At 67.6% G+C, this 25,714-nt stretch carries 28 protein-coding genes and 1 pseudogene; 16 read left to right on the top strand and 13 right to left on the bottom strand.

What is annotated here, in order from left to right:
• Positions 1 to 33: 33 nt before the first annotated feature.
• Positions 34 to 777 (top strand): fumarate/nitrate reduction transcriptional regulator Fnr, encoded by a 744-nt coding sequence (fnr, locus tag NFW30_RS13040; RefSeq protein ID WP_295350563.1) that lies wholly within the window; start codon positions 34 to 36, stop codon positions 775 to 777.
• 29 nt (positions 778 to 806) lie between these two features.
• Here the strand turns inward: fnr and NFW30_RS13035 are convergent, their stop codons facing one another.
• The 4 genes from NFW30_RS13035 to NFW30_RS13020 are packed head-to-tail and all read right to left on the bottom strand — an operon-like array spanning position 807 to position 3,209.
• Positions 807 to 1,199 carry a SirB2 family protein gene (locus NFW30_RS13035; RefSeq protein WP_295350561.1) on the bottom strand — a complete coding sequence of 131 codons (393 nt, stop codon included), beginning with the start codon at positions 1,197 to 1,199 and terminating at the stop codon, positions 807 to 809.
• Entirely contained in the window at positions 1,199 to 2,515 is a 1,317-nt protein-coding gene (locus NFW30_RS13030) for a hypothetical protein (protein WP_295372251.1), read from the bottom strand. Before NFW30_RS13030 ends, NFW30_RS13035 begins: the two co-directional genes overlap by 1 nt.
• A complete protein-coding gene (locus NFW30_RS13025) occupies positions 2,515 to 2,751 on the bottom strand; it encodes a DUF2249 domain-containing protein (RefSeq protein ID WP_295350558.1) in 237 nt (78 codons plus the stop codon). The genes NFW30_RS13030 and NFW30_RS13025 overlap by 1 nt, the downstream gene beginning before the upstream one ends.
• Entirely contained in the window at positions 2,748 to 3,209 is a 462-nt protein-coding gene (locus NFW30_RS13020) for a hemerythrin domain-containing protein (protein WP_295350556.1), read from the bottom strand. The genes NFW30_RS13025 and NFW30_RS13020 overlap by 4 nt, the downstream gene beginning before the upstream one ends.
• A 301-nt stretch (positions 3,210 to 3,510) precedes the next feature.
• Here NFW30_RS13020 and NFW30_RS13015 point away from each other — a divergent pair, with 301 nt between their 5' ends.
• The 4 genes from NFW30_RS13015 to NFW30_RS13000 all read left to right on the top strand — a co-directional run bounded on the left by NFW30_RS13015 (position 3,511) and on the right by NFW30_RS13000 (position 5,656).
• Complete coding sequence (locus tag NFW30_RS13015; protein ID WP_295350554.1) at positions 3,511 to 3,954, top strand: universal stress protein; 444 nt, start codon at positions 3,511 to 3,513, stop codon at positions 3,952 to 3,954.
• Positions 3,955 to 4,080: 126 nt separating this feature from the next.
• Positions 4,081 to 4,758 carry a TIGR02281 family clan AA aspartic protease gene (locus NFW30_RS13010; RefSeq protein ID WP_295350552.1) on the top strand — a complete coding sequence of 226 codons (678 nt, stop codon included), beginning with the start codon at positions 4,081 to 4,083 and terminating at the stop codon, positions 4,756 to 4,758.
• Between the two features lie 12 nt (positions 4,759 to 4,770).
• Positions 4,771 to 5,031 carry a hypothetical protein gene (locus NFW30_RS13005; RefSeq protein WP_295350549.1) on the top strand — a complete coding sequence of 87 codons (261 nt, stop codon included), beginning with the start codon at positions 4,771 to 4,773 and terminating at the stop codon, positions 5,029 to 5,031.
• A gap of 34 nt (positions 5,032 to 5,065) precedes the next feature.
• Positions 5,066 to 5,656 carry a CoA pyrophosphatase gene (locus tag NFW30_RS13000; protein ID WP_363322105.1) on the top strand — a complete coding sequence of 197 codons (591 nt, stop codon included), beginning with the start codon at positions 5,066 to 5,068 and terminating at the stop codon, positions 5,654 to 5,656.
• A gap of 66 nt (positions 5,657 to 5,722) precedes the next feature.
• Here NFW30_RS13000 and NFW30_RS12995 read toward each other — a convergent pair whose 3' ends face one another.
• Positions 5,723 to 6,118 (bottom strand): hypothetical protein, encoded by a 396-nt coding sequence (locus NFW30_RS12995; protein WP_295350546.1) that lies wholly within the window; start codon positions 6,116 to 6,118, stop codon positions 5,723 to 5,725.
• Positions 6,119 to 6,606: 488 nt separating this feature from the next.
• Here NFW30_RS12995 and NFW30_RS12990 point away from each other — a divergent pair, with 488 nt between their 5' ends.
• The gene (locus NFW30_RS12990) at positions 6,607 to 7,788 is read left to right on the top strand and encodes an acetyl-CoA C-acyltransferase family protein (RefSeq protein WP_295350544.1); all 1,182 of its coding nucleotides are present in this window, start codon (positions 6,607 to 6,609) and stop codon (positions 7,786 to 7,788) included.
• A gap of 51 nt (positions 7,789 to 7,839) precedes the next feature.
• Here the strand turns inward: NFW30_RS12990 and bioD are convergent, their stop codons facing one another.
• From bioD to NFW30_RS12955, 7 genes are all read right to left on the bottom strand, one after another.
• A complete protein-coding gene (gene bioD, locus NFW30_RS12985) occupies positions 7,840 to 8,517 on the bottom strand; it encodes a dethiobiotin synthase (RefSeq protein WP_295350541.1) in 678 nt (225 codons plus the stop codon).
• The gene (bioC, locus tag NFW30_RS12980) at positions 8,514 to 9,284 is read right to left on the bottom strand and encodes a malonyl-ACP O-methyltransferase BioC (RefSeq protein ID WP_295350538.1); all 771 of its coding nucleotides are present in this window, start codon (positions 9,282 to 9,284) and stop codon (positions 8,514 to 8,516) included. The genes bioD and bioC overlap by 4 nt, the downstream gene beginning before the upstream one ends.
• The gene (locus NFW30_RS12975; RefSeq protein WP_295350536.1) at positions 9,265 to 10,029 is read right to left on the bottom strand and encodes an alpha/beta fold hydrolase; all 765 of its coding nucleotides are present in this window, start codon (positions 10,027 to 10,029) and stop codon (positions 9,265 to 9,267) included. Before NFW30_RS12975 ends, bioC begins: the two co-directional genes overlap by 20 nt.
• Positions 10,020 to 11,180, bottom strand: a complete 1,161-nt coding sequence (gene bioF / locus NFW30_RS12970; protein ID WP_295350533.1) for an 8-amino-7-oxononanoate synthase — start codon at positions 11,178 to 11,180, stop codon at positions 10,020 to 10,022. Before bioF ends, NFW30_RS12975 begins: the two co-directional genes overlap by 10 nt.
• Complete coding sequence (gene bioA, locus NFW30_RS12965) at positions 11,177 to 12,508, bottom strand: adenosylmethionine--8-amino-7-oxononanoate transaminase (RefSeq protein WP_295350530.1); 1,332 nt, start codon at positions 12,506 to 12,508, stop codon at positions 11,177 to 11,179. Before bioA ends, bioF begins: the two co-directional genes overlap by 4 nt.
• A 27-nt stretch (positions 12,509 to 12,535) precedes the next feature.
• Positions 12,536 to 13,711 (bottom strand): DUF2863 family protein, encoded by a 1,176-nt coding sequence (locus NFW30_RS12960; RefSeq protein WP_295350527.1) that lies wholly within the window; start codon positions 13,709 to 13,711, stop codon positions 12,536 to 12,538.
• Positions 13,712 to 13,879: 168 nt separating this feature from the next.
• Entirely contained in the window at positions 13,880 to 15,001 is a 1,122-nt protein-coding gene (locus tag NFW30_RS12955; protein ID WP_295350525.1) for an EAL domain-containing protein, read from the bottom strand.
• Positions 15,002 to 15,404: 403 nt separating this feature from the next.
• Between NFW30_RS12955 and NFW30_RS12950 the strand changes: the two genes are divergently transcribed.
• From NFW30_RS12950 to NFW30_RS12935, 4 genes are all read left to right on the top strand, one after another.
• The gene (locus tag NFW30_RS12950) at positions 15,405 to 15,857 is read left to right on the top strand and encodes an SRPBCC family protein (protein WP_295350522.1); all 453 of its coding nucleotides are present in this window, start codon (positions 15,405 to 15,407) and stop codon (positions 15,855 to 15,857) included.
• A gap of 50 nt (positions 15,858 to 15,907) precedes the next feature.
• Positions 15,908 to 16,339, top strand: coding sequence for a PAS domain-containing protein (locus NFW30_RS12945; RefSeq protein ID WP_295350520.1), 432 nt, complete (start codon positions 15,908 to 15,910; stop codon positions 16,337 to 16,339).
• 10 nt (positions 16,340 to 16,349) lie between these two features.
• Complete coding sequence (locus NFW30_RS12940; protein ID WP_295350517.1) at positions 16,350 to 17,555, top strand: ChaN family lipoprotein; 1,206 nt, start codon at positions 16,350 to 16,352, stop codon at positions 17,553 to 17,555.
• 236 nt (positions 17,556 to 17,791) lie between these two features.
• Entirely contained in the window at positions 17,792 to 18,115 is a 324-nt protein-coding gene (locus tag NFW30_RS12935; RefSeq protein ID WP_295350515.1) for a hypothetical protein, read from the top strand.
• Positions 18,116 to 18,344: 229 nt separating this feature from the next.
• Here NFW30_RS12935 and NFW30_RS12930 read toward each other — a convergent pair whose 3' ends face one another.
• A complete protein-coding gene (locus tag NFW30_RS12930; protein WP_295350512.1) occupies positions 18,345 to 19,208 on the bottom strand; it encodes a PEP-CTERM sorting domain-containing protein in 864 nt (287 codons plus the stop codon).
• A gap of 213 nt (positions 19,209 to 19,421) precedes the next feature.
• Here NFW30_RS12930 and NFW30_RS12925 point away from each other — a divergent pair, with 213 nt between their 5' ends.
• The 6 genes and pseudogenes from NFW30_RS12925 to NFW30_RS12900 all read left to right on the top strand — a co-directional run bounded on the left by NFW30_RS12925 (position 19,422) and on the right by NFW30_RS12900 (position 25,557).
• Positions 19,422 to 19,826 carry a hypothetical protein gene (locus NFW30_RS12925; RefSeq protein ID WP_295372249.1) on the top strand — a complete coding sequence of 135 codons (405 nt, stop codon included), beginning with the start codon at positions 19,422 to 19,424 and terminating at the stop codon, positions 19,824 to 19,826.
• Between the two features lie 10 nt (positions 19,827 to 19,836).
• A pseudogene (locus NFW30_RS12920) lies at positions 19,837 to 20,445 on the top strand (hypothetical protein); the annotation flags it as partial.
• Positions 20,446 to 21,271: 826 nt separating this feature from the next.
• A complete protein-coding gene (locus NFW30_RS12915; protein ID WP_295350506.1) occupies positions 21,272 to 22,129 on the top strand; it encodes a hypothetical protein in 858 nt (285 codons plus the stop codon).
• Complete coding sequence (locus NFW30_RS12910) at positions 22,126 to 22,689, top strand: FlgO family outer membrane protein (RefSeq protein WP_295350504.1); 564 nt, start codon at positions 22,126 to 22,128, stop codon at positions 22,687 to 22,689. Before NFW30_RS12915 ends, NFW30_RS12910 begins: the two co-directional genes overlap by 4 nt.
• A gap of 520 nt (positions 22,690 to 23,209) precedes the next feature.
• A complete protein-coding gene (locus tag NFW30_RS12905; protein ID WP_295350502.1) occupies positions 23,210 to 23,452 on the top strand; it encodes a hypothetical protein in 243 nt (80 codons plus the stop codon).
• Positions 23,449 to 25,557: a M1 family aminopeptidase gene (locus NFW30_RS12900; protein ID WP_295350499.1), complete on the top strand. Its 2,109-nt coding sequence runs from the start codon at positions 23,449 to 23,451 to the stop codon at positions 25,555 to 25,557. Before NFW30_RS12905 ends, NFW30_RS12900 begins: the two co-directional genes overlap by 4 nt.
• Positions 25,558 to 25,714 lie beyond the last annotated feature (157 nt).

Below are 25,714 nucleotides of genomic sequence, written 5' to 3'. Positions count from 1 at the left end.
CAAACACGGCAATCAGTGAAGCGAAGGGCTGACATGTCCACCGATGCTGCAACGGCGAGACTGACGTTCGAGGTCGTGAAGACTGCCTGCTCCAACTGCAACCTGCGCGAGTTGTGCCTGCCGATCGGCCTGCCGGCGGAAGACCTGCGTCGCCTCGACGAACTCGTCTCGACACGCCGGCGCCTGAAACGGGGTGATCATCTCTATCGTGCCGGGCAGGCTTTCGAGTCGATCTACGCCGTGCGCAGCGGTTTCTTCAAGACCGACGTGTTGATCGAGGATGGGCGTGACCAGGTCACCGGCTTCCAGATGACCGGCGAACTACTCGGCCTCGACGGCATCAGCAGCGAGATCCACACCTGCAATGCGATTGCCCTCGAGGACAGCGAGGTCTGCGCGATCCCGTTCTCGCATCTGGAGGCGCTTTCGCGACAGATCCACACCTTGCAGCACCATTTCCACAAGGTGATGAGCCGCGAGATCGTGCGTGACCATGGGGTCATGATGCTGCTCGGGACGATGCGCGCCGAGGAACGTCTGGCTGCCTTTCTCCTCAACCTCTCGCAACGCTTCAAGGCACGCGGCTATTCGCCGGCCGAGTTCAACCTGCGCATGTCGCGCGACGAGATCGGCAGCTACCTCGGCCTCAAGCTGGAAACCGTCAGCCGCGCCTTTTCGCGCTTCCAGGAAGATGGACTGCTCGCCGTGCACCAACGCAAGGTGCGCATCCTCAATACCACGGGCCTGCGCAAGCTGATGACCCACCAGCGCGGCTGAGCGACAGCACTGGCCAGCACGCGCGGCGTTCAGCCGAGGGCGGCGAAGAAGCCCAGCGGGTTGCGCGTCAGCGCCACCGAGACGATCCAGGCGAAGCTGAGCACTGCGGCGAGCAGGAACGTCGCGCGTTGCGGCTTGCTGCGCGCCCGTTTCAGCGCCATCGTGCCGCAGCCGATGTAGAGCAGCAAGCCGACCAGCTTGGCGGTCAGCCAGCCGCTGACGAAGGGATACTGCTGGCTGATCACCGTCATCGCGATCGCGCTGCCGAGCAGGACGGTATCGACGACGTGCGGCAGGATGCGCACGCTGCGCCGCCGCAGCCACGCCGAGTCGGCCAGCATCCACAGGCCGCGCAGCAGGAAACCGGCGCCGCTGAGGACGACGCAACCGACATGCAGGTGCTTGAGGATCAGGTAGTCCATCACCCGGGGCGCTGCACAGGCGTCGCGCGAGCCAGGCTGGCGATGCGCTGCCGATGCTGGCGGTAGAAGGCCGTCGCCGCCAGCAGGTTGCGCAGCAGCCAGCCGCTGGTGAGGAGCACCCCGGTTGCCGCCGGATAGGTGAACCATTCGGGCTGCACCGCTGCTGCCAACAGCAGCGCGAAGGCAGCGAGGTGGGCATGGAACTGGCGATCGATCTGCCGCCTGTCGATCACCTGCTGCATGTTCGGCGCCAGGATGCGACCGCCGCCGGCGTTCTGCAGATGCAGCCAGACGAGAAAGGGAACGATCTTGTAGAGCATGCCGCTGATGACCGAAATCAGGCTGCCATGGAGCACGAGAACACCCCAGAGCAGCGGCAACGATCGACCGGCGGCAGTTTCCGGCAGGAGGACGGAAACGAGCGAGAGCGCGCAGGCGGTCAGCGCCGAAACCATCGCCAGGCGCCAGTAGTGCTGCGTGGCGTCGAAACGGGCACGTTTGCTTTGTCGCTGCAGGTGCAGGGTCAGGGCGGCGAATGCGGCCAGCAGCGCCAGCATGCCGTTCGCCAGAAGCGTTGCCGGCCAATGCCAGCCGCCGAGGCTGGCGATGCTCCAGCCGGCGAGAACGACGAGCAACGACCAGAAGAAGCGGCGCGCAAACCACTGCGGGTAGGCCGGCGTCAGCTGGAACATCGGCACCACGACCAGGGCGACGGCTGCCAGCAGAATGGTGCTCCAGCCGACCAGGCCCCAGGCGAGGTGGACGCCCGTCAGTTGCAGGACCGGCAGTTCGGATGATCCGTCGAGCGCCAGCGCCAGGATGACGCCGAGCCCGCTGCTGACGCCGAGGCCGAGCAACGCCAGCTTGAGGCCCAGGATCGTCGGGTTGCCGGATGGCACGCCGCAAAGCGCGTGGCCGGCCGCGACGAGGAAGAGCGTGACGCCGAGGGCGAGCACCATTGCCGCCAGGCGCAGAGTCAGCGGATCGGAGGCCAGCAGGCCGGCCGCCAGCAACAGCGTCCCGGGAACCAGCAGGGCGTGTACCCAGGTCGCGACGCGCAGCGGGTGGGCGATGTTAGCGCCGGCGACCACCGGCAGAATCTGTAGCAGCGCACCGAGCATCACCTGCAACATGAAACCGACGGTGATCAGGTGCGTCAGCGCCAGCGCTGCCGGCGTCCAGCGCGAGGCGAAGAGTTGCGGACCGCTGGCCAGCATGAGCAGGCCGGCGAGCAGGGCGAAGACCGGTGCCGTCAGGAAGAAGCGGAAAGGCGCCGCGATCGGTGGTGCCTGGTCGAAGCTGAGAAGCGCCTGCATTACTGCCGGCGGTGCTCGATCAGGACCGTCACCGTGCCGTCGGCCTGGTGCTCGGTCTGCCAGGAGAAACCGTTGATCTCGAGCGCCCGGTAGAGCGGGAAGGGCTCACGCGGCAACACCACCAGCAGCTTGCGATTCGGCTCGAGATGATCGAGCGCCTCCATCGTGCGCAGCATCGGCTCCGGAGGCTCGAGGCCGCGGGCGTCGATGACGATGTCGGCGCGACGACGGGTCATGGCGCAAGCTCGCGGTCGGCGGTGATTTCCTGCTGCAGCGCTGCCAGCAGCGGCGGCAACTGCGCTGCCAGATGCTGGTCGCACATCGGATAGAGGACGTTCTCTTCCTTGACGTTGTGCTGCTGCATCATGATCAGCAGGGTCTCGGCGTTGCCGGAGTAGTCATCCGCATCCCGAGCCGCCAGCGCCGCTGCCGCCGCGGCCAGCAGTTGCCGCATCTGCAGGTGCTCGGCGCGCATCACCTGCGTCGGCCCGCGGTGGATGCCGGTGCTCTGTTCGAAGAGCGGGAAGAGCACCGACTCCTCGGCACTGAAGTGGTGCAGCATGCCATCGCGGAAGCGCTCGAAGGCGGCTTGCGCGGGCTCCCATCGGCCGTCGGCCAGTGCGTGCTCGACGACGGCGAGCAGTTCGTCGCAGGCTCGATGATCGGCGGACAGGTAAGCGGTGATCGTCTGCATGGGTAACCTCGGTGGAAGCGCTGGCCGGATTGTCCTGCCAGCGGACGGCGGCGCTGTTGATCAGGGTCAAGGAAATCGCAGGAGCGTATCGGCGGCGGCGAAGGGCCAACTGCCGTCGGCAACCTGCGAACGATGATGCCGGCGCCCGCAGCCGCCGTCGAGAGGACAAAATGTCGCAGCCATTCCTGTCGCGCTGGAGCCGGTGCGGGACGCCGCGGCTTGCCCTGCAGCTTGATCTCGATCAAGATCGGTGCTGCTGTTCCCCCCTATATTCTGATCACTCAACAGTGGAGGTGGCGCCATGTTCAAACACATCCTCGTTCCGACGGACGGCTCCGAACTCTCCAGGGAGACTGCCCGACGCGCGGTCTCCTTCGCCAGGGAAGCCGGTGCTCGCATCACCGCCTTCTACGCCAAGCCGGAGTATCCGGTCAGCTACTACGGCGAAGGCGCCCTGATCGATCCGACGACGCCCGAGAAGTTTGCCGAGCTCGCCGAGCGGCAGGCAACCGAGACGCTGGATTTCGTTGCCGGACTCTGCGAGAGCGCCGGCGTTCCGGTCGACAGGTTGTCGATGACCAGTGACATTCCCTATCAGGCGATCATCGACGCGGCAACCGGGTCCGGCTGCGACCTGATCTTCATGGCATCGCATGGACGCCGTGGCTTCACTGCGCTGCTCCTCGGCAGCGAGACAAACAAGGTTCTGACGCATTCGAAGATCCCGGTTCTCGTCTATCGCTGATCGCCGCACGCTGGCGCGACGACGAGGTCGGGCCGACCGGCGGCGGTTGCCGAATGTGGCAAAATGCCTTGGCGCGGCCGCCTGGCGATGGCCAAATGCAGGGGCCAGGCGGACGAAGGAGGATGCGTGCACGACGTTCAGGGATTTTTCGCGAGGATCGCTCGGGGTATCGGGCGGCGTGTGCTGCTGTCGGCTTTCTGCCTGTTCGCCGCCGCGGCGCAGGCCGCCGATGTCGGTCTGGCAGGCGTCTTCCCCGGCAAGGCGCTGCTGACGATCAACGGCGGCGCGCCAAGGATCGTTGCTGTCGGCAGCACGACGGCCGAGGGTGTGGCGGTACTGGCGGTCGATGGCGAGACGGCGACGATCGAGTCCGATGGCCGCAGGCGCAGGCTGCGCGTCGGCGAGAACGTAGCCGCGCCGGCAGCACCCGCGGCTGGCGCCCGGGCGACGCTGACGGCCGATGCGCAGGGCCACTTCCTCAGCACCGGCAGCATCAACGGGACGACCGTCCGCTTCATGGTCGACACCGGCGCGACGATGGTCGGGCTGGGGGCCGGGGACGCGCGGCGGATCGGCATCGATACCAGCAAGGGCGTGCCGGAGTTTGTCATGACGGCGAACGGCGTCGCGCGGGTCGTGCGCGTCAAGCTCGACAGCGTGCGGGTCGGCGACATCACCGTCAACAATGTCGACGCACTGGTTCACCAACACGACATGCCGCTGGCTCTGCTCGGCATGAGTTTCCTCAACCGTATGGAGATGCAGCGCGACGGTCAGTCGATGACCCTCAGGAAGCGCTTCTAGGAAAGGCTTGACATGCGTCGTCGCGATGGTACGGCCAGCCTGCTTGGGCAGGAGATCGAGATCCTGATGCGCGAGCGCCAGGCACTGCTGCAGGTCGTCGGTGCGACGGCGGCGCTGATCGCCTCTCTCGACAGCCGGGATCTGCCGTCGGCTTCGGTCCGCGCGGCCGATCTGGCTGCCAGTGCGATCAACGCACTGTCCGACGAGAGCCTGCGCGACGCGCTGGCCGTGGCGCATGCGAGGATCGACGGTGAATGCGCAGTCACCGGCTGACCAGGCGCTGGCTTCGCCACCGCCCGAGCGCCGGATGGTCGACCTTGATCGCGTGCGGCAGGTCCTGCATGCGCTGCCGTGCGCGACGCGAATCGTCCTCGAGGACGGCGTCGGCGACGAGGAGTTGATGCCCGCCGCTGTGCTGTTTCCGATCGTCCAGCGCAATGAAGAGCCGACAGTGCTCTTGACGCAGCGGACTGCCCACCTGAAGGATCACCCGGGACAGATCAGCTTCCCGGGCGGCCGTTGCGAGTCGTCCGACCCGTCGCCGGTACATACCGCCCTGCGCGAGGCAGCCGAGGAGATCGGCCTGGGAGCGGCACATGTCGATGTCGCCGGCTATCTGCCCGAGTACCTGACCAGTACCGGCTTTCGCGTCACCCCGGTCGTCGCCATGGTGACCCCCCCGTTCGAGCTGCAGCTCGACGCCTACGAGGTGGCAGAAGTGTTCGAGGTGCCGCTCTCCTTCCTGCTCGACCCCGTCAACCACCAGCGGCATTCACTGCATTACCGTGGCCGGCTGCGGCATTACTACGCGATGCCCTATCGCGGTCGCTTCATCTGGGGCGCGACGGCGGGCATCATCATGTCGCTGTACCGCGCGCTGGCTGACGGCGAGCCTTAGCAATTCGTTGCGCCGGAGCAATCGGCCGCCATCGCGCCTGTCGCCGCCGGTCGGCGCAGGCAACGGTCAATCGAGGACCATCTCGATCTGGTCGAGCAACTGCCTGGCGCGCGTCTGATCCGGCGCCGCCCGCAGCGCGGCCCGCAGGCGGCCGAGATTCTGCTGCAGCTCTTCACGCGTCCGGACCTGTTCGATCTCGGCAACCAGACTTGCTGCCTGATCGCCCAGCAGCTCGCGCAGGCTGCGGGCGGCGTAGCTGCGCGCCAGGCTGATGTCGTCGTCAGCCGCTGCGCTCGCGGTGCCGTGGGCACTTCCTGCCGCGACGCTGCGGCGAGCCGGCGGATGCGTCTGGACGAAGCCGCCGGCGAGCAGGGCCGACAGTTGCTTCCTGCCTTCGCTGACCGAACTGCTGAGGGCAACCAGCTCACTGCCGGTGCGGTGGCCATCGACCAGGATCAACATGGCCCGCATGCGCGACGGCAAGTGGTGAGCCCGCGTGGAGATCTCATCGAGGCCCTTCGGCGCTTTGTAAAAGACTGACGACAGTTTCATTGTGGAGCGATCTTCCTGACACGGCAGCGAGATGTTGCGTGAAGTGACGGCGTTCCGCAAGTCCCGTGCAACAGTCCCGTGCAACGGGTTCATGTTCCGCGTCCGCGTCCGCGTGGCGCCGGCAGACGCCGCCGCCGGCTGTGGCGCCGAATGGGAATTCCCGATCAGCCTGCGTCCCCCGCTTGCCGCGTCGCTCCGCGCGCCATGGCGACCGCTGCGCGAGCGTCGGTCGGCCACGAAGGGCCGGCGACCGGCAGCGCCGACGAGGCCCATGCGGATTTCATGAAATGCGCCAGGGCTCAGGTTTGGCGCGATTTGCTGCTATGCTTGCTGCCGTTGTTGCTGGTGGGCCTTGCCGCTACGGTAGGGGTTGATCGAACATTAACAGGAGTTTCTTCATGACTAGAGAAGTCGTCGTATTGAGCGCGGTCCGTTCAGCCATTGGCACCTTCGGTGGTTCACTCGCCAACATGGAGCCGCATGAGCTGGCGGGTACCGTGATGAAGGAGTCGATCGCCCGTTCAGGTGTCGATGCGCAGCAGATCAGCTATGTCACGGTCGGCAACTGCATTCCGACCGACTCGCGCTTCGCTTACGTCGCCCGCGTCGCCTCGATCCAGGCCGGTCTGGCGATGGACTCGGTGGCGATGGCGGTCAACCGCCTCTGCGCCTCGGGCTTGCAGGGCGTGGTGACGACGGCCCAGAACATCATGCTGGGCGACGCCGACTACGGTATCGGTGGTGGCGTCGAAGTGATGTCGCGTGGCTCCTACATGCTGCCGGCGATGCGCACCGGCGCCCGCATGGGCGACAGCAAGGCGATCGACATGATGGTGGCGACGCTGACCGATCCCTTTGGTGTCGGCCACATGGGTGTCACCGCCGAGAACCTGGCGAAGAAGTGGAACATCAGCCGCGAGGAGCAGGACGCCTTCGCCGTCGAGTCGCAGCGCCGCGCCGCCGCCGCCATTGCCGAGGGGCGCTTCAAGTCGCAGATCGTGCCAATCGTCCTCAAGACACGCAAGGGCGATGTCGTGTTCGACACCGACGAGCATGTCAAGGCCGGCACGACCGTCGAGACGCTGGCCAAGATGAAGCCGGCCTTCGCCAAGGATGGCACGGTCACTGCTGGCAATGCCTCCGGAATCAATGATGGGGCCGCCTTCCTCGTCCTGGCGGCGGCGGATGTTGCCGCCAGTGCCGGCCAAAAGCCGCTCGCGCGGCTGGTCTCGTATGCGGTCGCCGGTGTGCCGAACGACATCATGGGTGAGGGGCCGATTCCGGCGACCAGGCTGGCCCTCAAGAAGGCGGGCCTGTCGCTGGACCAGATGGACGTCATCGAAGCCAACGAGGCCTTCGCGGCGCAGGCGATCGCGGTCAACAAGGGGCTGGGCCTCGACCCGGTGAAGACCAATCCGAACGGCGGCGCGATCGCGCTGGGCCATCCGGTCGGTTGTTCGGGCGCCTTCATCGCCACCAAGGCGATCCACGAGCTGCAGCGCACCGGCGGCCGCTATGCGCTGGTCACCATGTGCATCGGTGGCGGGCAGGGCATTGCGGTGATCTTCGAACGCGCCTGATCGTCGTTTGCGCGAAACCGGAACCGGCCGCTGCGCGGCCGGTTTTTTTTCTCAGGGGCCCGCTGCTTGCGGGATCCGTAGCGCGAGTCCCGCCTCGGCCGGGGTCGCGCCGTGCTCGACGACGCCGAGCAGCGGTGCTGGCAGCCGGCTCTGCAGCGCTGCCAGATTCTCGGTGAAACGCGACATCTCCGGATCGATCCGGTTGGCGACCCAGCCCGCCAGGGACAGGCCGCGCGCGGCAATCGCCTGCGCCGTCAGCAGGGCATGGTTGATGCATCCGAGGCGCATGCCGACGACCAGGATCAGCGGCAGATCGAGCAGTGCGGCGAGGTCCGCGGTGTCGCTCGCGTCGTCGAGCGGAACGCAGAAGCCGCCAACGCCCTCGACCAGGACCATGTCGGCCAGCGAGCGCAACTCGGCGAAGGCTGCCGCAATGAGCGGCAGCTCGATGCGTCGGCCTTCCTCGGCGGCAGCGATATGCGGCGCGATCGCGGCGCGGAAGCAGTACGGGTTCACCAGTTGCCGCGGCGGCGCGAACGAGGACGCCGCGAGCAGTCGCTCGACATCGTCGTTGATCCCGTGTTCGTCGCAGCCGGCAGCGATCGGCTTCATCGCCACCGCACACGCGCCAGATCGGCGCAGGGCGTGCAGCAGCGCGCAGGCAACGAAGGTCTTGCCGATCTCGGTGTCGGTGCCGGTGATGAACCAGGCCGGGGGGATGTTCTTCATTTATTGGCGTAGGCGAGAATGACGTCGTAACGAGCCGGCAGGCCGTCGCTCGAGCGGTGTCGTTCGTAGGCTGCCTGCACGCGTTGCCAGGCGCGCCGTCCGAGCATGCCGCTGCGCGCACCGTCACCGACCGAGTTGGCGCCGATGTCCTTGACCGCGCGCAACAGTGACGCGAGATCCGGGTAGTGCTGGCTGACGGTCTGCCGGTGCAGGCGGACGCCGGCGAAGCCGGCGCGGCGCAGAGCACCGGCGATCGCCTCCGGTTCGCTGAAGCTGATCGTGTGGCGGTGATGGTCGATGCTGGCGAAGGCTTCGCGCAGTTCGGCAAAGGTCGCCGGCCCGAGCGTGCTCAGCGCCAGGTCGCCGTGTGGACGCAGGACCCGGTGCGCCTCCTGGCAGACTGCCACGGGATCACACCACTGTACGGTCAGGTTCGACCACCAGATGCTGCAACTGGCGTCCCGGCAGGGCAGGGCCTCGATGTCGGCGGCGATGCACAGATCGGTGCGCTGGCGGGCGGCGGCGAGCATCGCCGGCGCGAAGTCGATGGCGATGATCTCTGCCGCCGGCCACCGCTGCTGCAGGAGGCCGATTCCGTAGCCGGTGCCGCAGCCGGCATCGAGGATCGAGTCCGGCCTCGTCGAGGGTCGGAACTGGTCGAGCAGCAACTGACAGACCTGTCGCTGCACGATCGCCGCCTCGTCATAGGAGGCCACGGCACGGTCGAAGGATTCGCGGACGCGCTGTCTAGTGAGCACGGGTGGCATGGCCATACTGGTTGATCAGCTCGACGCAGCGTGCGGGGTCGGCGAGAAAGGGCGCATGCCCGGTGCCGGGGAAGATCTCGATCCGGCCTCCGGGCAGTGCCTGTGCCAGCCAGCTCGCGGCGGCGAGCGGATTGAGGGAATCGTCTTCGCCGTGCACGAGCAGGCTGCGACAGCGGATGCCGGGCAGCAGCGGCCGCAGGTCGGTGTCGCGCAGCCAGTCGAGACCACGCTGCAGTGCGGCTGGCGACGGTAGAGGCTCCTGGCGGAGCTGGCCGAGCAGCATGCGCGTCAGCATCCGCGCCTGCCGGTCTCCCTGGCAGAGCAGCGCGACGAAGCGTTGCAGGGTTTCGGCTGGCCGCTGGCCGACGCTGTCGGCAAAGCCGGCCAGCAGACTGGCCGGCTGCGCTGCCGGCCAGTCCGGGCGCTGCACGAAGCATGGCGTGCTGCCAATCAGGATCAGTCCGCCGACCTGTTGCGGCGCCAGCAGCGCCGCGCGCAGCGCCAGCAGGCCACCGAGTGACCAGCCGCACAGCGTCACCGGTGCCGGCAGGCTGGCGAGCAGCGACTCGGCGCACGCCGCCAGGCTCGTCGGCTCGTCGGCCGTGCGCCCGTAGCCGGGCAGGTCGACCAGGTGCAGCCGCCACGAACCTGCCAGCGGTTCGACCACGGGCTGCCAGACCACACTGCCCAGTCCCCAGCCGTGGATCAGTGCGAGGTCGGGCCCGTCACCGGCGATCAGGCGCATGCCAGCTCCCGCAGTGCGTCGACCAACCCGGCGACCTGCGCCTCACTGTGCGCAGCGCTCAGCGAGACGCGCAGGCGTGCCGTTCCGCTCGGCACCGTCGGTGGCCTGATCGCCGGCACCCAGAGGCCACGCTCGTAGAGCGCGGCAGCGAGCCGGACGGCTGCGTGGTTGTCGCCGACGATCACCGGCTGGATCGCCGTCGGCGACGGCAGCAGGCGCCAGCGGGTGTCGGCCAGACCGTCGCGCAACTGGGCGACGAGTCGCCAGAGATGGGCGCGGCGGGCGTCACCGGCGGCGATCAGATCGAGGCTGGTGGCCAGCGCGCAGGCGATCAGCGGGCTGCCGGCAGTGGTGAAGATGTAACTGCGGGCACGCTGGGCGAGCCATTCGATGACCGTCGCGTTCGCCGCGACGAAAGCGCCGGCGGCGCCAGCCGCCTTGCCGAGGGTTCCCATGCAGATCAGCCGGCGGCTTGCCGGCAGCCCGAAGTGGCTGATGCTGCCACGCCCCTGTGCGCCGAGGACACCAAAGCCATGTGCGTCATCGAGCACCAGCCAGGCATCGTAGCGCTCGGCCAGCGCCAGCAGGCCCGGTAGCGGCGCCAGGTCGCCGTCCATGCTGAAGACGGCATCGCTGAGGATCAGGCGTCGCCGGGCGGTGCTGGCGGCGAGCAGACGTTCGAGCGCCGCCAGATCCGCGTGCGGATAGCGCTGGCTGTCGGCGCGCGAGAGCTGTACCGCGTCGATCAGCGACGCATGGTTGAGACGGTCGGCGAACACCGCATCGCCGCGCCCGACCAGCGCCGGGACGATGCCCAGGTTGGCCATGTAGCCGGTGGAGAAGAGCAGGGCGCGGTCGAAGCCGGTGAAGGCTGCGAGCCTCTCCTCGAGCACCGCGTGCGGTTCGAGGTGGCCGCTGACGAGGTGCGAGGCGCCGCTGCCGACTCCCCAGGAGCGTGCGCCGGCGCATGCCGCGGCGACCAGCGCCGGATCGTTGGCGAGGCCGAGGTAGTCATTGCTGCAGAAGCTGATCAGCGCACGTCCGTCGACCCGCGCCAGCGGACCGCAGGGCGCGTCGAGGATTCGTCGGGCTCGTTGCAGGCCAGCGCGTTGCAGTGCGTCGAGTTCGCCCTGCAGTTCGTCCCAGATCATCGCCGCAGGGCTGCCTCCAGCGCCACCGTCGCGCGCTCGACCAAGAACTCGATCTCATCCGGGCTGATGACGTACGGTGGCATGAAGTAGATCGTGTTGCCGATCGGCCGTAGGAGAATCCCTTGCGCCAATGCCTCGACGTAGAACCGGCGCGAGAAGAGCGGATCGTCGCAGACGACGTCGAAGGCGGCGATCATGCCGCGTTGCCGCAGGTGGCGCACGTGCGGATGAGCGGCGAGCGGCTGCAGGCAGGCGCCGAGGTGCCGGGCAAGAACCGGGTTGCGCTCGATCACCTGCTCGTCGGCGAAGATGTCGAGCGTTGCCAGTGCCGCACGGCAGGCGAGCGCGTTGCCGGTGTAGGAGTGCGAGTGCAGGAAGCCGCGGCTGGTCGCGTCATCGTAGAAGTCGGCGTAGACCGCATCGCTGGTCATGACGATCGACAGCGGCAGGTAGCCGCCCGAGATGCCCTTCGACAGGCAAAGGAAGTCCGGCCGGATCGCTGCCTGTTCGTGCGCGAAGAAGCTGCCGCTGCGACCACAGCCGACAGCGATCTCGTCGCAGATCAGGTGCACCCCGTAGCGGTCGCAGAGGCCGCGGGCGAGGCGCAGGTACTCCGGATCGTGCATCGCCATGCCGCTGGCGCACTGGATCAGTGGCTCGACGATGAGCGCGGCGATGCGCTGATGTTCCCGCTCGAGACGAAGTTCCAGGGCGCTGGCGGCGCGCCTGGCGACATCGACGGCGCTCTCGCCGCTCGCCGCGAGGCGCGCGTCAGGCGAATCGACGACTCCCGCCGGGCGAATCAGTGCGGCGTAGGCATCCCTGAACAGCGCGACATCGGTCACTGCGAGCGCGCCGACGGTCTCGCCGTGGTAACCGCCAGCCACGCAGAGAAACTCCCGCTTCTCGCCATGACCGCGGTTCTGCCACGAATGAAAGGACATCTTGAGGGCGATCTCGGTTGCCGAGGCGCCGTCGGAAGCGAAGAAGCAATGACCGAGGCTGCCGCCGGTCAGCGCCGCCAGTCGCTCCGACAGTTCGACCACCGGTCGCTGCGTGAAGCCGGCGAGGATGACGTGCTCCAGTTCATCGAGCTGCGCGCGCAGGGCGGCGTTGATCCGTGGATGACAGTGCCCGAACAGGTTGACCCACCACGAGCTGATGCCGTCGAGATAGCGATGGCCGTCGAAGTCATGCAGCCAGACGCCCTGGCCTCTGGCGATCGGCACCAGAGGCAGCGCTGCCGTGCCGGCGTGGTGCTTCATCTGCGTGCACGGGTGCCAGACGGCCCGCAGGCTGCGCTCGAGCAGTTCGCGGTTGCTGGTCATCGGCGTCGTGGGTCCGTCGGCATTTGTTCAATGCAGGGTCTGTGAGGGGGTGTTGTCCTGTTCCGGCATCTCCGCGTGCACCGTTTCGCCGTCCGCGTTCGGGTAGAGCGGGGCGCCGCAGTCGTCGCAGAACTCGTAGGGGAACTGCTGGTCGAGTACCAGAACCTCCTTGACCCCCGCCTTGCGCAGGGTGGTTTCGATCTCGCCGGCAATGTCGCTGTTCTCGTCCTCGATTCCCAGCAGTGGCCAGACGACTCCGTGGAAGATCAGGTCGCTGTCGCGCGGGCCAAAGCCGACGCGGAACTCCTCGAGCCGCTGGTCGTGGAAGGCGCCGACCACCGCCCGCAGGTTCTCCGGCGACAGGCCCAGGGCGCCCTGCAGGAAAGCGACCGAAGCATCGAGCGAGTAGGGGCGGGATGCAGTGTCGGCAGCCCGGCAGGCCGCATGGTAGGCGTCGGCCAGCAGCGGCTGGTAGGCGCAGCCGGTGAGCAGGGGCTCGAAACACGGCCCGCCCTGTCGCAGCCACTCCTTCTGCACCGTCTCGCGGCTGCTCTTCGTACTCTCGTTCCAGTGGAAGATTGGCAACGGGTGCGGCACCACCACGGCGCCGAGCAGGTACCGCGTGTCGGACAGGAAGCGATTGGTTTCGGGCATCGCTGCCGCATCGACACTGAGATCGCTGCCTTCCAGCGCCGCCTCGCCGAGCTGGCGCATCATCTGCCAGGTGTCGACAAAAGTGTGCGGCAGCTGGTCGGGGCTGTAGAAGTAGTCGACCAGAGCCAGTCGCGCGTCGGCTGCCAGCACGTGTGCGCCCAGATGGACCTTCAGCGTCTGCAGCGTGCTGCGCGGGATCGCCGCGGTCGGGATCGAGAAGCGTGACCAGGCAAGCACCGGCGCGGCCAGCAGGAGGACGTCGAAATCCTGCCCGCCGTGCCTGACGACGCAGGATTCGGCATTCGCTTCGATGATGTCGGCGAGGTCGTCGTGCGCCATCGGATGTGCGTCGAACAGACGGTCGAGCGCACTCGTGAAATCGTCCTCCGTGCCATCGTGGAACAGCCTGTTGACCAGCTCGACCAGGCGACCCTGCCAGAACTGGTCTTCCATCTTGCTGCCGGACTCGGCAAGGCCGATCGCCAGGCGGCTCAATTCGGTGGCATCGGTCGAGATGCGCTTGCGGGAAGAGAAGCGGGAGCGTTTCATGTGTGGGCGCCTGCAGGACGGTCAATCCGGCATTGTACCAAGCCGACGGGGTCGGCGCTGCGCGCTCGCCGGTTCATCTGGTCGGTGTCGTCGGGCCCGCGCCCGGGATGCCCGCCCGTGCGCGACGATTTCCTCCCGATCGGGGAGCGGCAGCCTCCCGCCACGATCTCAGCAGTCAGGGGGCACGCTCGCCGGCGGCAGGTCGTCCGCCGCGATCGGTCTGCCGACGTGGAAGCCCTGGATGAGCCTGAACCCCATCTCATGGCAGGTCGCGGCGGATTCGGCGCACTCGACCCCCTCGGCGAGCGGCACCGAGCCGAGGTCGAGAACGAGCTTGACGAGGTCGCCCACGACGCGCCGCTTGCGTTCGCTGGCGCGGTGGATGTTGCGCACGAGACCGATGTCGAACTTGACGAAGTGCGCCGGCGCCTCGCCCAGTTCGTTGAGGCGCGCCTGCCCGGCGCCGAAGTCATCATAGGCGAAGCGCACACCGAGGTCGCGCAGGCAGGCGGCCAGTTCGACCAGTTCCTTCGCGTCCGTCACGGCGCTTTCATGTACCTCGATCACCAGGTCAAGCCGGGGCAGGCGCTGCCGCGTCCGCCGCAGTGCGGCGAGGAAATCGGCGCTGAAGGTCTCCTTGGGATGGACGTTGGCGAAGAGCGTGAAACCGTCCAGGCGCGGCGCCATCACCGTCAGCGCGAAGTTGCGGAACGCCTGGCTGAGTTCGGCCTCGAGATTCAGGTTGCGCGCGATCTTGAACAGCGGCAGCGGCGCGACCGGCAACTGCGGGTGGTACGCACGGCCGAGAAACTCGTAGGCGACGATCGCTCCATCGCCGCTATCGGCGATCGCTTGCGCCGCACCGCTGATGCCCTGGCCGGCGAGCAATTGGTGGAACTCGTCCTCATTGGTCACGAAGAGTTCGGACAGGGTCGAGTCCGCAGGAGCCAGCATCGTCAGCGACTGGTCGAACCGGGGTAGCTCCACCGTGCGCAGGCCCAGGCGGAACTCGACGCCGCCGAAGTGCACGATGTAGTTCTCCTGGAGCAGGCACGAGCCCTCGACTCGCTGTCGATTGACCGAAGTGCCGTTCAAGCTGTCGAGATCGGTCAGCCTGAGACGGCCACTGAGGTCCTCGGTGAGTACCGCGTGATGCCGGCTGAGGCCGGCGGCGGCGACCACCAGGTCGTTGTCCGTATCGCGACCGATGCCGAATGGCAGGTGCGAGACGTTGTAGACGATGCGCGAGCCGTAGGCGCTGACCGACTCGAGAAACCAGCACCCGTTCACCAGCTTCTCCGGCGCGCGGCATCCGCCCTGGCGGCCGACCGCGCATCGTCGCGCCGGCGACGCCGGCCGGCTGACGTCAGCGGCGGAGACTGGCCCAGGCCGCCGCCCCGCGGTGGGAGGTCCGGCTGAGTCAGCGAAGTGCCTCGGTGAGCAAACATCAGGCCAGTGCTCCAAGTGTGCTTTGAGGCCGAAGGGTAGCAGACAGGCATCGCCCCTGACTAGCCCCCGACGCTGTCGGCGGCGAGACCGCGCGAGACCGGATGACTTTACTTTGCATCTGAAGGGTAGCAGACTACCGCCGGTTCGGACTGAAATGCCGCCAGCGGCGGCGCCCCGTCCGCTGCCGGAGCGGTACACGGCATGACGGAGCGGGGCAGTCTCCATGGAGGGCAAGGGCTGAGCAATGATCGGCGCCACGGCTGACGTCTTGGTGTTCGAGGAGATCGACCGCGTCTTCCAGTTCGTCGCGCTCGATTTCCTCGTCAACTATCCGCGCTGGTCGCCGGAAGTCCTGCGTCTCGAGCCGCTTTCGCCAGGCCCTGTGCGGCCGGGTTTCCAGGCGCGTCAGGTGCGGGTCGATCAGGGTCACAAGTCCGAATCGGTGTTCGAGGTGAGCGAACTCGAAGCACCGAAGCGAGTCCGCTTTCAGGGGATTTCGGCCCCCTATTCATCGCTCTACGAGTTCGACGACTGCAGTTCATCGACGACGATCCGCTTCAGCTTCGAAATCGCCGCCCTCGAACCACGCCTGCGGCCGTTCGAGAAGCTGGTACGGATCGCGCTGCAGGACGGTGCCCGGCGGACGGTGAAGACGCTGAAACTGCTCCTCGAAAAGGAAATGCTCAGCAGGGACTAGCCCTGCGCGCCAGTGCATTGCCCTGCCATGCTGCCTTGCGGGAGATACCCATGTTCACGACGGCAAAAGACGACGGTTTGATCCCTTGGGTGCTGACGCAGATTCTCGATTCCTGCGTCAATGGCATCACCCTGTCCGACCCCGATCTGCCCGACAATCCGATCGTCTATGCGAACAAGGTGTTCGAGGAGATGTCGGGCTACTCGCAGGCGGAGATCGTTGGTCGCAACTGTCGCTTCCTGCAGGGAGAGGATCGCGAGCAGCCGGCGCTGGCGACGATCCGCGCCGCGCTGGCAAGGCAGGAAGCCTGCGTCGTGACCCTGCGCAATTATCGCCGCGACGGCAGCATGTTCCTCAACCGGCTGTCGATCCGCCCGCTGTGCGATCGCGAGGGCCGGGTGATCTACTACCTGGGTGTGCAGTACGATCTCGGTGCGGCGATGCCTGACGGCGGCAGCGGTGAGCAGCCGCGTTTTGGCTGAGGCGCCGGCGATGCGTTGTCAGCGAGGCCGCTGGCCGGTGCTTGCATTGCTCGCGCTGGCCGTTGCCGTCGCGGTCGTGTCGCTGCTGCCCGGCTCGGCAGCAGTGCCCGCCGCCTGCACGGTGCCCACGGGCTGGCTGCGGATCGTCGATGGCACGGCCGAGAGTGCCCCCGCCAACGAGGTGCTGGCGCGCGCCGCGGCGGCCGATGTCGTCCTCCTCGGCGAGCAGCATGATGACGAGGATCATCACCGCTGGCAGGCGCAGGTGCTTGCCGGGCTGCACGCGCTGCGGCCGCAGATGGTCGTCGGCTTCGAGATGTTCCCGCGCCGTGTGCAGCCGGTGCTCGATCGCTGGGTGGCCGGCGAACTGAGCGCGCCGGCATTGCTGGCGCAGACCGGCTGGGGGGAGATCTGGGGCTTTCCCGCTGCGTTCTACCAGCCGCTGTTCGAGTTCGCGCGCATCAACCGTCTGCCGATGCTGGCGCTCAACGTCGATTCGCGGCTGACGCGGGCGATCGGCGACAAGGGCTGGGATGCCGTTCCGGAGAACGAACGCGAAGGTGTCGGCCACGCGGCGCCGGCCAGCGAGGCCTATCGCGACTTCCTTTTCAGCATCTACGGCGAACACGCGCATGGCCAGGGCGGTCGCGACAGCCGTGATTTCCGCCATTTCGTCGAGGCGCAGCTGAACTGGGACCGCGCCATGGCCGAAGCGCTGGCCGCACGCCTGGCGTCGGGGCAGGGCGATGGGAGGCCGCCGCTGGTCGTCGGCGTCATCGGCAGCGGACACCTGCGTCACGGTCATGGCGTCCCGCATCAGTTGCGTGCCCTCGGTGTCGGCCGGGTCGCCACGCTGCTGCCGCTGACGTTCGCCGACGCGTGTCGCGAGATGCAGCCGGGCCTCGCCGATGCCCTCTTCGTGCTGCCGTCGAAGCCGGCACTGCCCGTGCCGCCGCCTCGTCTCGGCGTGCAGCTGGAAGACATCGGCGGCGCCGGTTCCGGTGTGCGCGTGCAGGCCGTCACCGCCGGCAGCCTCGCCGAGAAGAGCGGGCTGATGGCGGGCGACCGGCTACTGGAGGTCGCCGGTCGCCCGGCAGACCAGGCAGCGGCCGTGATCGCGCGGGTGCGGGCGGCCGCGCCCGGCACCTGGCTGCCGCTGCGCGTCGGACGCGGCGATACGACGCTCGAGATCGTCGTCCGCTTGCCGCCGGAATGATGCCGCGGGCGCGGCTTGCCGGAATATTGCTGCTGGTAGATGCACGCCGGTTGTGGGGTGAGCATGGCTTATGGCTTGCCCTCGATTCTGCCCGGATGCGTCGCGGCAAACCTTCTGCTCTCGGCACCGGTTGGCGCCGCCGACACCGCTGGCAGCCTGCACGGCAGCCATGAGTTCCACGGCAGACGCCCATCGACTCGCCGTCCGGCGAGGCACCGGACACCCGCCTCCGGCTGATGCCCGAAGGCGCCGTGGCAGGCGATCGGTATCGCTGGATGACGGGGCGCGGTGTTCGGGACGCCCGTCCCGATGATGGCGCGCGCAGCAAAATGCAGAGACCCCTGCGCTGCACCGAACTGGCCGATCGGCGCGGCGGCTGCTGCGTCTTCGCGATCGAGCGCAACACGCTGTGGATCGTCGGCGATGGTCCCTGTCAGCGGGCAAACGGCGACCGAACTGTTTCAGAGCGGCTCGCCGAGCGGTGCGGCCAGCGTCTGGCTGCTTGCCGTGAGGACGGCGTTCGCCCAACGGGCTTTGCCTTTGGCCTGGAGAAAGCCTGATCACAGGAATTTCACCACGGGCCAAGGTCCCATACCTGCCGTACCCATTCTCGTTCCGGGGGCCGACCGCGGCTACATGCGGCCGACCCTCTGGAGCATGGGGCTGCTTGAAGAATCGGAAAGTGGCCAGCCCGTCGCACTGCGCGGCGAGCGGTTTCGCGGAATGGTGGAATAGCGCTGGCCGGCGTCCTCTCGTACCTCAGCAGGTCCTAGGCGGGAACGGGTTTTTTCATTCTCTGGCGGAGACGGGATCCGTCGCAGCCGAGCGGCGCCGACCACAGGCGGCGACAGCACCAAGTAGCAGCAGACCCAGCGTCCCCGGCTCTGGAACATTGACGGTGTCGGTCACTGCCAGCGTGAATGGCTGGTAGCCAGGGGCCAACTCGGGAATGGTGCCGCCAAACTCCAGGGTGTGCGGGCCGGGAGTCAGACCTTCAACGGCAACCCAGTAACCGTCGGTAATGGCGTCAAGGAGGCCAACATACTGGGGAGGAAAGCCGAAAGCGTCGCGGAGACTGGCTGGAAAGTCCACCGTGAAGAATGCGGTGCTCGTCTGCCGGTAGCTGGGGAAGGTGAGCAGATCCTGACCGTCAAGCCTTGCATAAAGACCGGTCGCGCCGCCAACGCCGGGAATGAAGTTGAACGCGCACTGCACATCGCATCCATCCGTTGGTACTTCAAGATCGAAGGCGTTAACGACGGGAAAGAAGATCGGCTTGCCTGCTGGCACCGTGAAGGTGCGTGCGCTACTTCCGCCGGTGTTACCCGCGACGAAGAAAACTGGCCCGTTATTGTTGACGTGCGCGGACGCCCCGGTGGTGTCCAGCAACGGGTTGGAAGCCGCATCCGTGCTGAACGCCCACTGTACCCATTGCTCCGCCAACTCCAGTTGGGTGCTCCCCGCCACCGACTTGGTAGGATCGACGACACCGGCGTGAGCAATTCCAACTGCTCCGAAAAGGGCAATGGCCCCGGCGAGGTTGAATGGCTTGCGCAACATGATTTTTCCCCCGAAAAAGTGATTGGCGCGCTGGAATGTTTTGATACGCGCACCCAATTCGCACGCAAGATGCGTACCACTTTGTGTAACCATTTATCTAGTATGGGTTTCGGCATGCGGCGTGGATCGCGGGTTCGGGCAAGTGTAAAATTTCCCGACACTCCAGAGACGTTTTTCACTGCCGGGTCTTGCTCGCTTTTGTCCGAACCGGAACGCTACCCAACCCCGCGCTGCGCTGTTCTGTCTGCAAGCTCTTGGAGCCTCTGGGCAGTCGCTTCCACACGGTCCAACCGGCCCTTCTCCGGCGTGTCGGTCAACCGTCAACCAGTCGTCCGGCCGGCCAGGAACGCTGATCAGCTGAAATCGGCACCGATCGAGCACACTTTGACGCAGAATGGCGGCTGGCAGGACCACAACCGAGTCAAACGACCCCACCCTCCCTCATCCGGTGATCGACACCATACTTCTCACCGCGGCGCGCATCTGCACTTTCGGGAAGCGGGGGGGCGGACCAACGCCAGCGGCTTTTTCCTTGCGCGCGGCGAGTGGCTGTTCCTGGTGACCCGCCAGCACGCGCTGTACGACGCGCCGGGCCAGCATTTCCCCGACCGTATCGGGATCGAGCTGCACACGGACCCCGATGGCCTGGCAGAGGTGGCCGGCCAGGCGCCGGGGACGAGCGGCATGACCAGACGAATCGCTTTCGTTTGAGGAAAGGCAAATGAGCACGATCACCAGCTACGACAGACTCGAGGATCTCGGCCGGGTCCGCCTGTCACAGAACTTCTTCATGCGTGACTTCCTCTACAGCGAGATCGCGGCATGGCACGGGCTGCGCAACATGCCGGATCACCCGGAGCAGGCGATCGCTGTCGGAAAGCTCCTCTGCGAACACCTGCTGGAGCCGCTGCAGGCGACGTTCGGACGCATTCACATCCGCTCCGCCTACCGCTCGCCCCTGGTCAACAAGTTCGGCAACGAGAACAAGCTCAACTGCGCCAGCAACGAGTCGAACTACGCCGGCCACATCTGGGACTATGCCGATGCGCAAGGAAAGCGCGGGGCGACGGCCTGCATCGTCATTCCGTGGCTCGTGGATCACGTAGACAAGGGTGGGTCGTGGACTGCGATGGCATGGTGGATTCACGATCACCTGCCGTACAGCAGCCTTTACTTCTTCACGAGGCTCGCGGCGTTCAACATCGGCTGGCACGAAGCGCCGATGCGTCGGATCGACAGCTACGCGACGCCCAAAGGCTGCCTGACGCGACCAGGCATGGCGAATCACCAGGGGTCGCACGCGAGCGAGTACGCGGGGTTTCCGACGCTCGTCAAGGCTGCCCGCACGACCCAGGCTGTCGCTGCCGGGCCAGCGCCCACGGGCACTGCCCCGGTCCCGGGAGCCGCACCCGGCGCCGCATCGCGACCAGTCGCGGCACAGGAGCAGCATTCGCCGGCAGCGGGGCGCGGACGTGCCGTTGCGGCGAGGGTGACGCCAGATGCCCCCGTGGCCGGGAACGTCCAGGGCTTCATGCCGCAGACCGGCGGCCCGATCCTGTACCGGGCGATTCACACCAAGACGATGTGGCGCAAGGTTGGCAGCCACGCATCGGTCCACAACGCAATCCACGGCAGGGACGGCGCAGCCGGGCTTTTCGCACGCAAGGTGCGAATCGACTACGCAAGGCACGGCGACCCGCTCTACGTCCTGGTCTGGGAAGCTGGCGCCCCTGTCGGGTACGTCATCAAGGCGGACCCTTCGTCCGCAAACGGGATTCGGGTCAGCAGCGTGCCGATGGCGGACCTGCTCGGCTTCGAGGCGCGGGGCCAGGCCGGACAGCGCGAGCTCGAAAGGTACTTCGCTGCCGCAGGGAGCGGGTGACGCCTGTCCTGGGTCCGCCGCCGTCTAACTGCGCGCGTTGACCCGACGCGGTGTGCTTGAGCCGGAGCAAGCCCCGACGATGGCAAGACGGGCGCATGGTGACGGCTTCTCGCTGAACGCCAGCCTGCGCATCGAAGGCCCTGGCCGCCCAGTCCTGGAACGACTGCTGCGGTACTGCGCTCGCCCCGGGTGTGCGCCCGCCGCGCGGTTCGTCACGGGACCTGCCTGCGCTTGTCGGACGCAATTTTCTCGATTTCCAGGATTTCCGCGCCAGATGGCCCGTGACCCGATGCACCCAAGCGCAATTAGTCCTACACTCCGCCAGTCGATCTCAACCAACACGGAGGGAACAATGGAGGGACAGCGCAGAACCACCTTACGGCGGACCGCACGGGTCGCGTCGATCATGATCGCCGGCAGCACGCTGCTCGCTTGCGCCGCGCCCTACGGCGCCGCACCGGTGGCAACCAACTTCCCCGAATCCTATCAGCCCAAGCTGCAGGCCGCGGCACACTGGGCGATCGTCGCCGAGAAAAGCGCCGAGGCACTCCTGCGGTCGCTCGCGCCGGGCGTCGCCTGCGCCGATCCGGGCGCCATCTGCCCGCGTGTCTATGTCCGTCCGGCGGCCAAGCAGACCGTCTTCGCGCAGAACTTCCGCGCCGCCTTCATCACTGCGCTCGTCAGTCACAAAGTCGCCGTGGCTCACAGCCCGGGCGCTGCCGCCATCGCCATCGACATCGACGTGCAGACCGTGCGTTTCTCGCCCTACCGGCAAAACCAGTTCGTGCCTGCCACCGCCATCTATGCCGGCGCCTGGGCCGTCTATGGTCTGGCCGCCAGCGCTACCCCGGCCGCGGCCGGCCTCGCCGGCGCCGCCGTGTTCGGTGGCTATGATGCCTGGCGCTGGGCCAAGTCCGAAGACGCCTCCGGCCCGACGCCGCAGACCGAGGTAGTTGTCACCGTCTCGGCCGCCGACGCCACGCGCTACCTCGGCCGCGTCGCAGCCGTCTACTACGCCGCCGACAGCGACGCCGGCCTCTACACCGAAGCACCGCCGCTCTTCAACGTCGCCGTCGGGGGAGAAGGCACGCAGCGGCCGGTCTTCAACGTCCCGGTTCGAGGTGAGCAATGAGATCGCCCGTCCTCCTTGCCGCACTCCTCGCCAGCCTTGCCGCCGTTGGCTGCGCCACCGAGGGCGCCCGGCAGGCAGTTCCCGAGATCACCTACGCCCAGGCCGCGAACAGCGAACTCGTCGCCACCAACTACCGCGCCGCCGACGCCCTCCTGGCACAATTCGGCGGCACCGCCGCCGGCGGCCCGCTGATTGTCGCCACCGTCGTCAACATCGACGCCCTCGAACAGTCATCGACCCTCGGCCGCATGATCTCCGAGCAGATCTCCGCCCGCTTCTCGCAGCGTGGCTGGCAGATGGTCGAACTCAAGCTGCGCGGCTCCATCTACATGCGCCGCGGCGAAGGCGAACTCATCCTCACCCGTGAAATCAGCGACATCGCCCGCAGCAACAAGGCGCAGGCCATCGTCCTCGGCAGCTACGCCGTCGGCGCCTCCTTCGTGTACGTCAACCTCAAGATCGTCCAGCCGGTCAGTAACGCCGTCCTCTCCGCCCACGACTACGTTCTGCCGGCGAACCAGGAAGTCCGCACGATGCTTGGACGCAGCACCGGCCGCTGAGAAGGGATCGCCACGGCGGCGTTTCGACGCCGCCTGGTGCCCGGCACCCCTCGGCGGGCCAGCGATCTGCTCGCCGGCATGGTCTTCCAGGACGGTGTTCCGACCCCTGAAAGTCCGTCGGAGCACCAGCCGCTTGCGAATCGATTCCTTGATGCTCATGGAATGCCATGCACCAGACTTGGGAATCGCGTGGGAAAGTCTGGTTTACCTCCATCGGGCTTGGCGACCGGATTCAGTGGATTTCTTGTCCTTTATCCTTCTGAAGGTCGGGGAGAAGGGGTGCGCCCATTACCAGGGCGCGTGTTCCGCACCAGCAGGCATTGAGGCCACGACTGTACGGGCGTCACGGTCATGGCGTCGCGCATCGGTTGCGTGCGCTCGGCGTCGGCCCGGTCGTCACGCTGCTGCCGCTGGCGTTCGCCGACGCGTGTCGCGAGACACGGATGGGCCTTGCCGACGCCTTTTTCGTGCTGCCGTCGAAGCCGGCAATGCCAGTGCCGCCGCCGGATCTCGGCGTGCAGTGGGAGACATCGGCGGTGCCAGGTCCGGTGTGCGCGTGCAGGCGGTCACCGCCGGCAGCCTGGCCGGGAAGAGCGGGCTGATGGCGGGCGACCGGCTGCTCGAGGTCGCCGGTTGCCCGGCGGGCCAGGCAGTGGCCGTGATCGCGCCGGTGCGGGCGGTAGCGCCCGGAACCTGGCTGCCGCTGCGCGTCGGACGCGGCGATAGGATGCACGACATCGTCGTCCGCTTGCCGCCGGAATGATGCCGCGGGCGTGGCTTGTCGGCGCACTCCTGCTGCTCGCGCCGGGTGCGCGCGCGGCCGCCGACCTCGATCTGGAGGTGACGCTCGAACCGGCGACGCGGCGGCTCGAGGCGGTCGCCGAACTGCCGCCCGGCGGGCGGACCTTCCAGTTCGCCCTGCACGATTCGTTGAGCGTGCGCGCGGTGCGGGCGCCGGCTGGCCAGCCCGTCGCGGCGAGCATCGCCGGCAGTCGTGGCGACGGCACGCGCATCTGGCGAATCGCCGCGCTGGCAGGCGTCGACCGCGTGCGCATCGCTTACGGCGGGACGCTGCCGGCGACCGAGACGGGGCGCGACCATCGTCAGGTCCTGCAGCGCCTGCCGCCGATGGCGGCCGCCGCCGGATCGTTCCTCGCCGCGGGCAGCGGCTGGTACCCGCAGCCGCCGCTGGCGCTGTTCAGCTACCGGGTGCGCGTGTCGGTGCCCGGCGAGCAACGCGCCGTCGTCCCCGGCAGCCTGCGGGTGGAGCGCTTGCCACGCGCAGCCGGCGATCGCTACGAAGCCGAATTCGAGTTCGCGCAGCCGACCGATGGCGTCGACCTGATGGCCGCTCCGTGGCGTGTGCGCGAACGTCTCCTGGCGCGTGCCGGCGTCTCGCCGCTGCGCCTGCGGACCTATTTCCCGCCTGCACTCGACGCCGAGCCGGGGCTCGCCGAAGGCTACCTCGCCGACAGCGCGCGCTACCTCGAGCGCTACGGCGGACTCATCGGCGCCTACCCCTACGACGCCTTCTCGATCGTTGCCAGTCCGCTGCCGACCGGTCTCGGCATGCCGACGCTGACCTACCTCGGCGTCGATGTCCTGCGCCTGCCGTTCATCCGCGCCACCTCGCTCGGCCACGAGGTGCTGCACAACTGGTGGGGCAACGGCGTCTACGTCGATGCCCGCATGGGCAACTGGAGCGAGGGGCTGACCACCTTCCTTGCCGACTACGCCTACGCCGAGGAGCGTTCAGCGGCAGCAGCGCACGCGATGCGGCTCGCCTGGCTGCGCGACGCGGCCGCATTGCCGGCCAGCGAGCAGCCGGCACTGCGCGACTTCCGCAGCCGCCGCCATGGCGCCGAGGCGACGGTCGGTTATGGCAAGGCAGCGATGTTCTTCCTGGCCTTGCGTGATCGCATCGGAGCAGTGGCATTCGCGCAGGGGTTGCGTGAATTCTGGCAGGCACACCGCTTTCGCCACGCGAGCTGGGACGATCTGCGGCGAGCCTTCGAGCGGGCCGCCGGCGGCGACCTGCGCGGCGTCTTCGCGCAGTGGCTCGATTCGCGGCAGCTGCCGGCTTTCTCGGTCGAAGACGCCGTCGCCAGTCGCTCGGCGTCGGGCCATCGCCTGCGCCTGACCTTGCGCCAGACGAGCCCGCCGCTGGCGAGCAGACTGCCGGTCGAGATCAGCGGCGGCGCGCACAGCGTCACGCGCTGGGTCGACCTCACCGGCGAGCGCCGTCTGGTCGATTTCGACCTCGACTTTCCTCCCGCAAGCATCCGCATCGATCCGCAGGCGCGCACCTGGCGGCGGCTGCACGAAGCCGAACTGCCGCTCATCCTGCGTCGCTGGATCGGGGCACTGCAGCCGCGCTGGCTGGTCGTCGGCGGCGATGCGGCGTTCCGCGAGGCTGCCGCGACGGTCGTCGGGCGTTTCTTCGAGCGGCCTGCGGCGCTGCTCGCCGTCGGCGACCTGCGGCCGGCGCTGACGGCGGGCGAAGCGGTGATGATCGTCGGTACGCCGGCGGAGGTCGATGCCGCGCTGCTCGCCAATGGTCTGCCGCAGCAGGCGCAGAGCCTGGGCGGCAACGCCACGCGCGGCTCGGCGCGGGTGTGGACCGTCGACAGCGGTCCGCTGCTGGCGGTCGCTGCCCGCGATGCGGCAGCGCTGCGCTCGCTGGCGAGGCCGTTGCCGCATTACGGCGGCCAGAGCTGGCTGGTCTTCGATGGGGCGCAAGCCAGCGAACGCGGTCTGTGGCCGGCGGTGGCGCCGGTCTTCGCGGTGCGTGGCGAAGCGCCCGCAACACGACGCCAGAAACCTGGTGAGGGCGCACGGGGGTCGGCAGTCGCGCCTCGCTCACCATAGCTCCTGGCAATTGAGATCATCTCGACAATTCATTGGATCCATCGTCGGTCTGTTTCTAGAATCAGGTCATGCGTCGGATACGTCGCTGCCCAGGATGATGGTGTCGGGGCAGGGAGGGAGCGCTTCGCGCGTCGGGGGGCCCGCAGCGGGACGCATT

This window comes from Accumulibacter sp., from assembly GCF_023806635.1.
Lineage (GTDB): Bacteria > Pseudomonadota > Gammaproteobacteria > Burkholderiales > Rhodocyclaceae > Accumulibacter.
The sequence above is the reverse complement of the archived record's forward strand: the minus strand, read 5'-3'. Positions and strand labels throughout refer to the sequence as shown.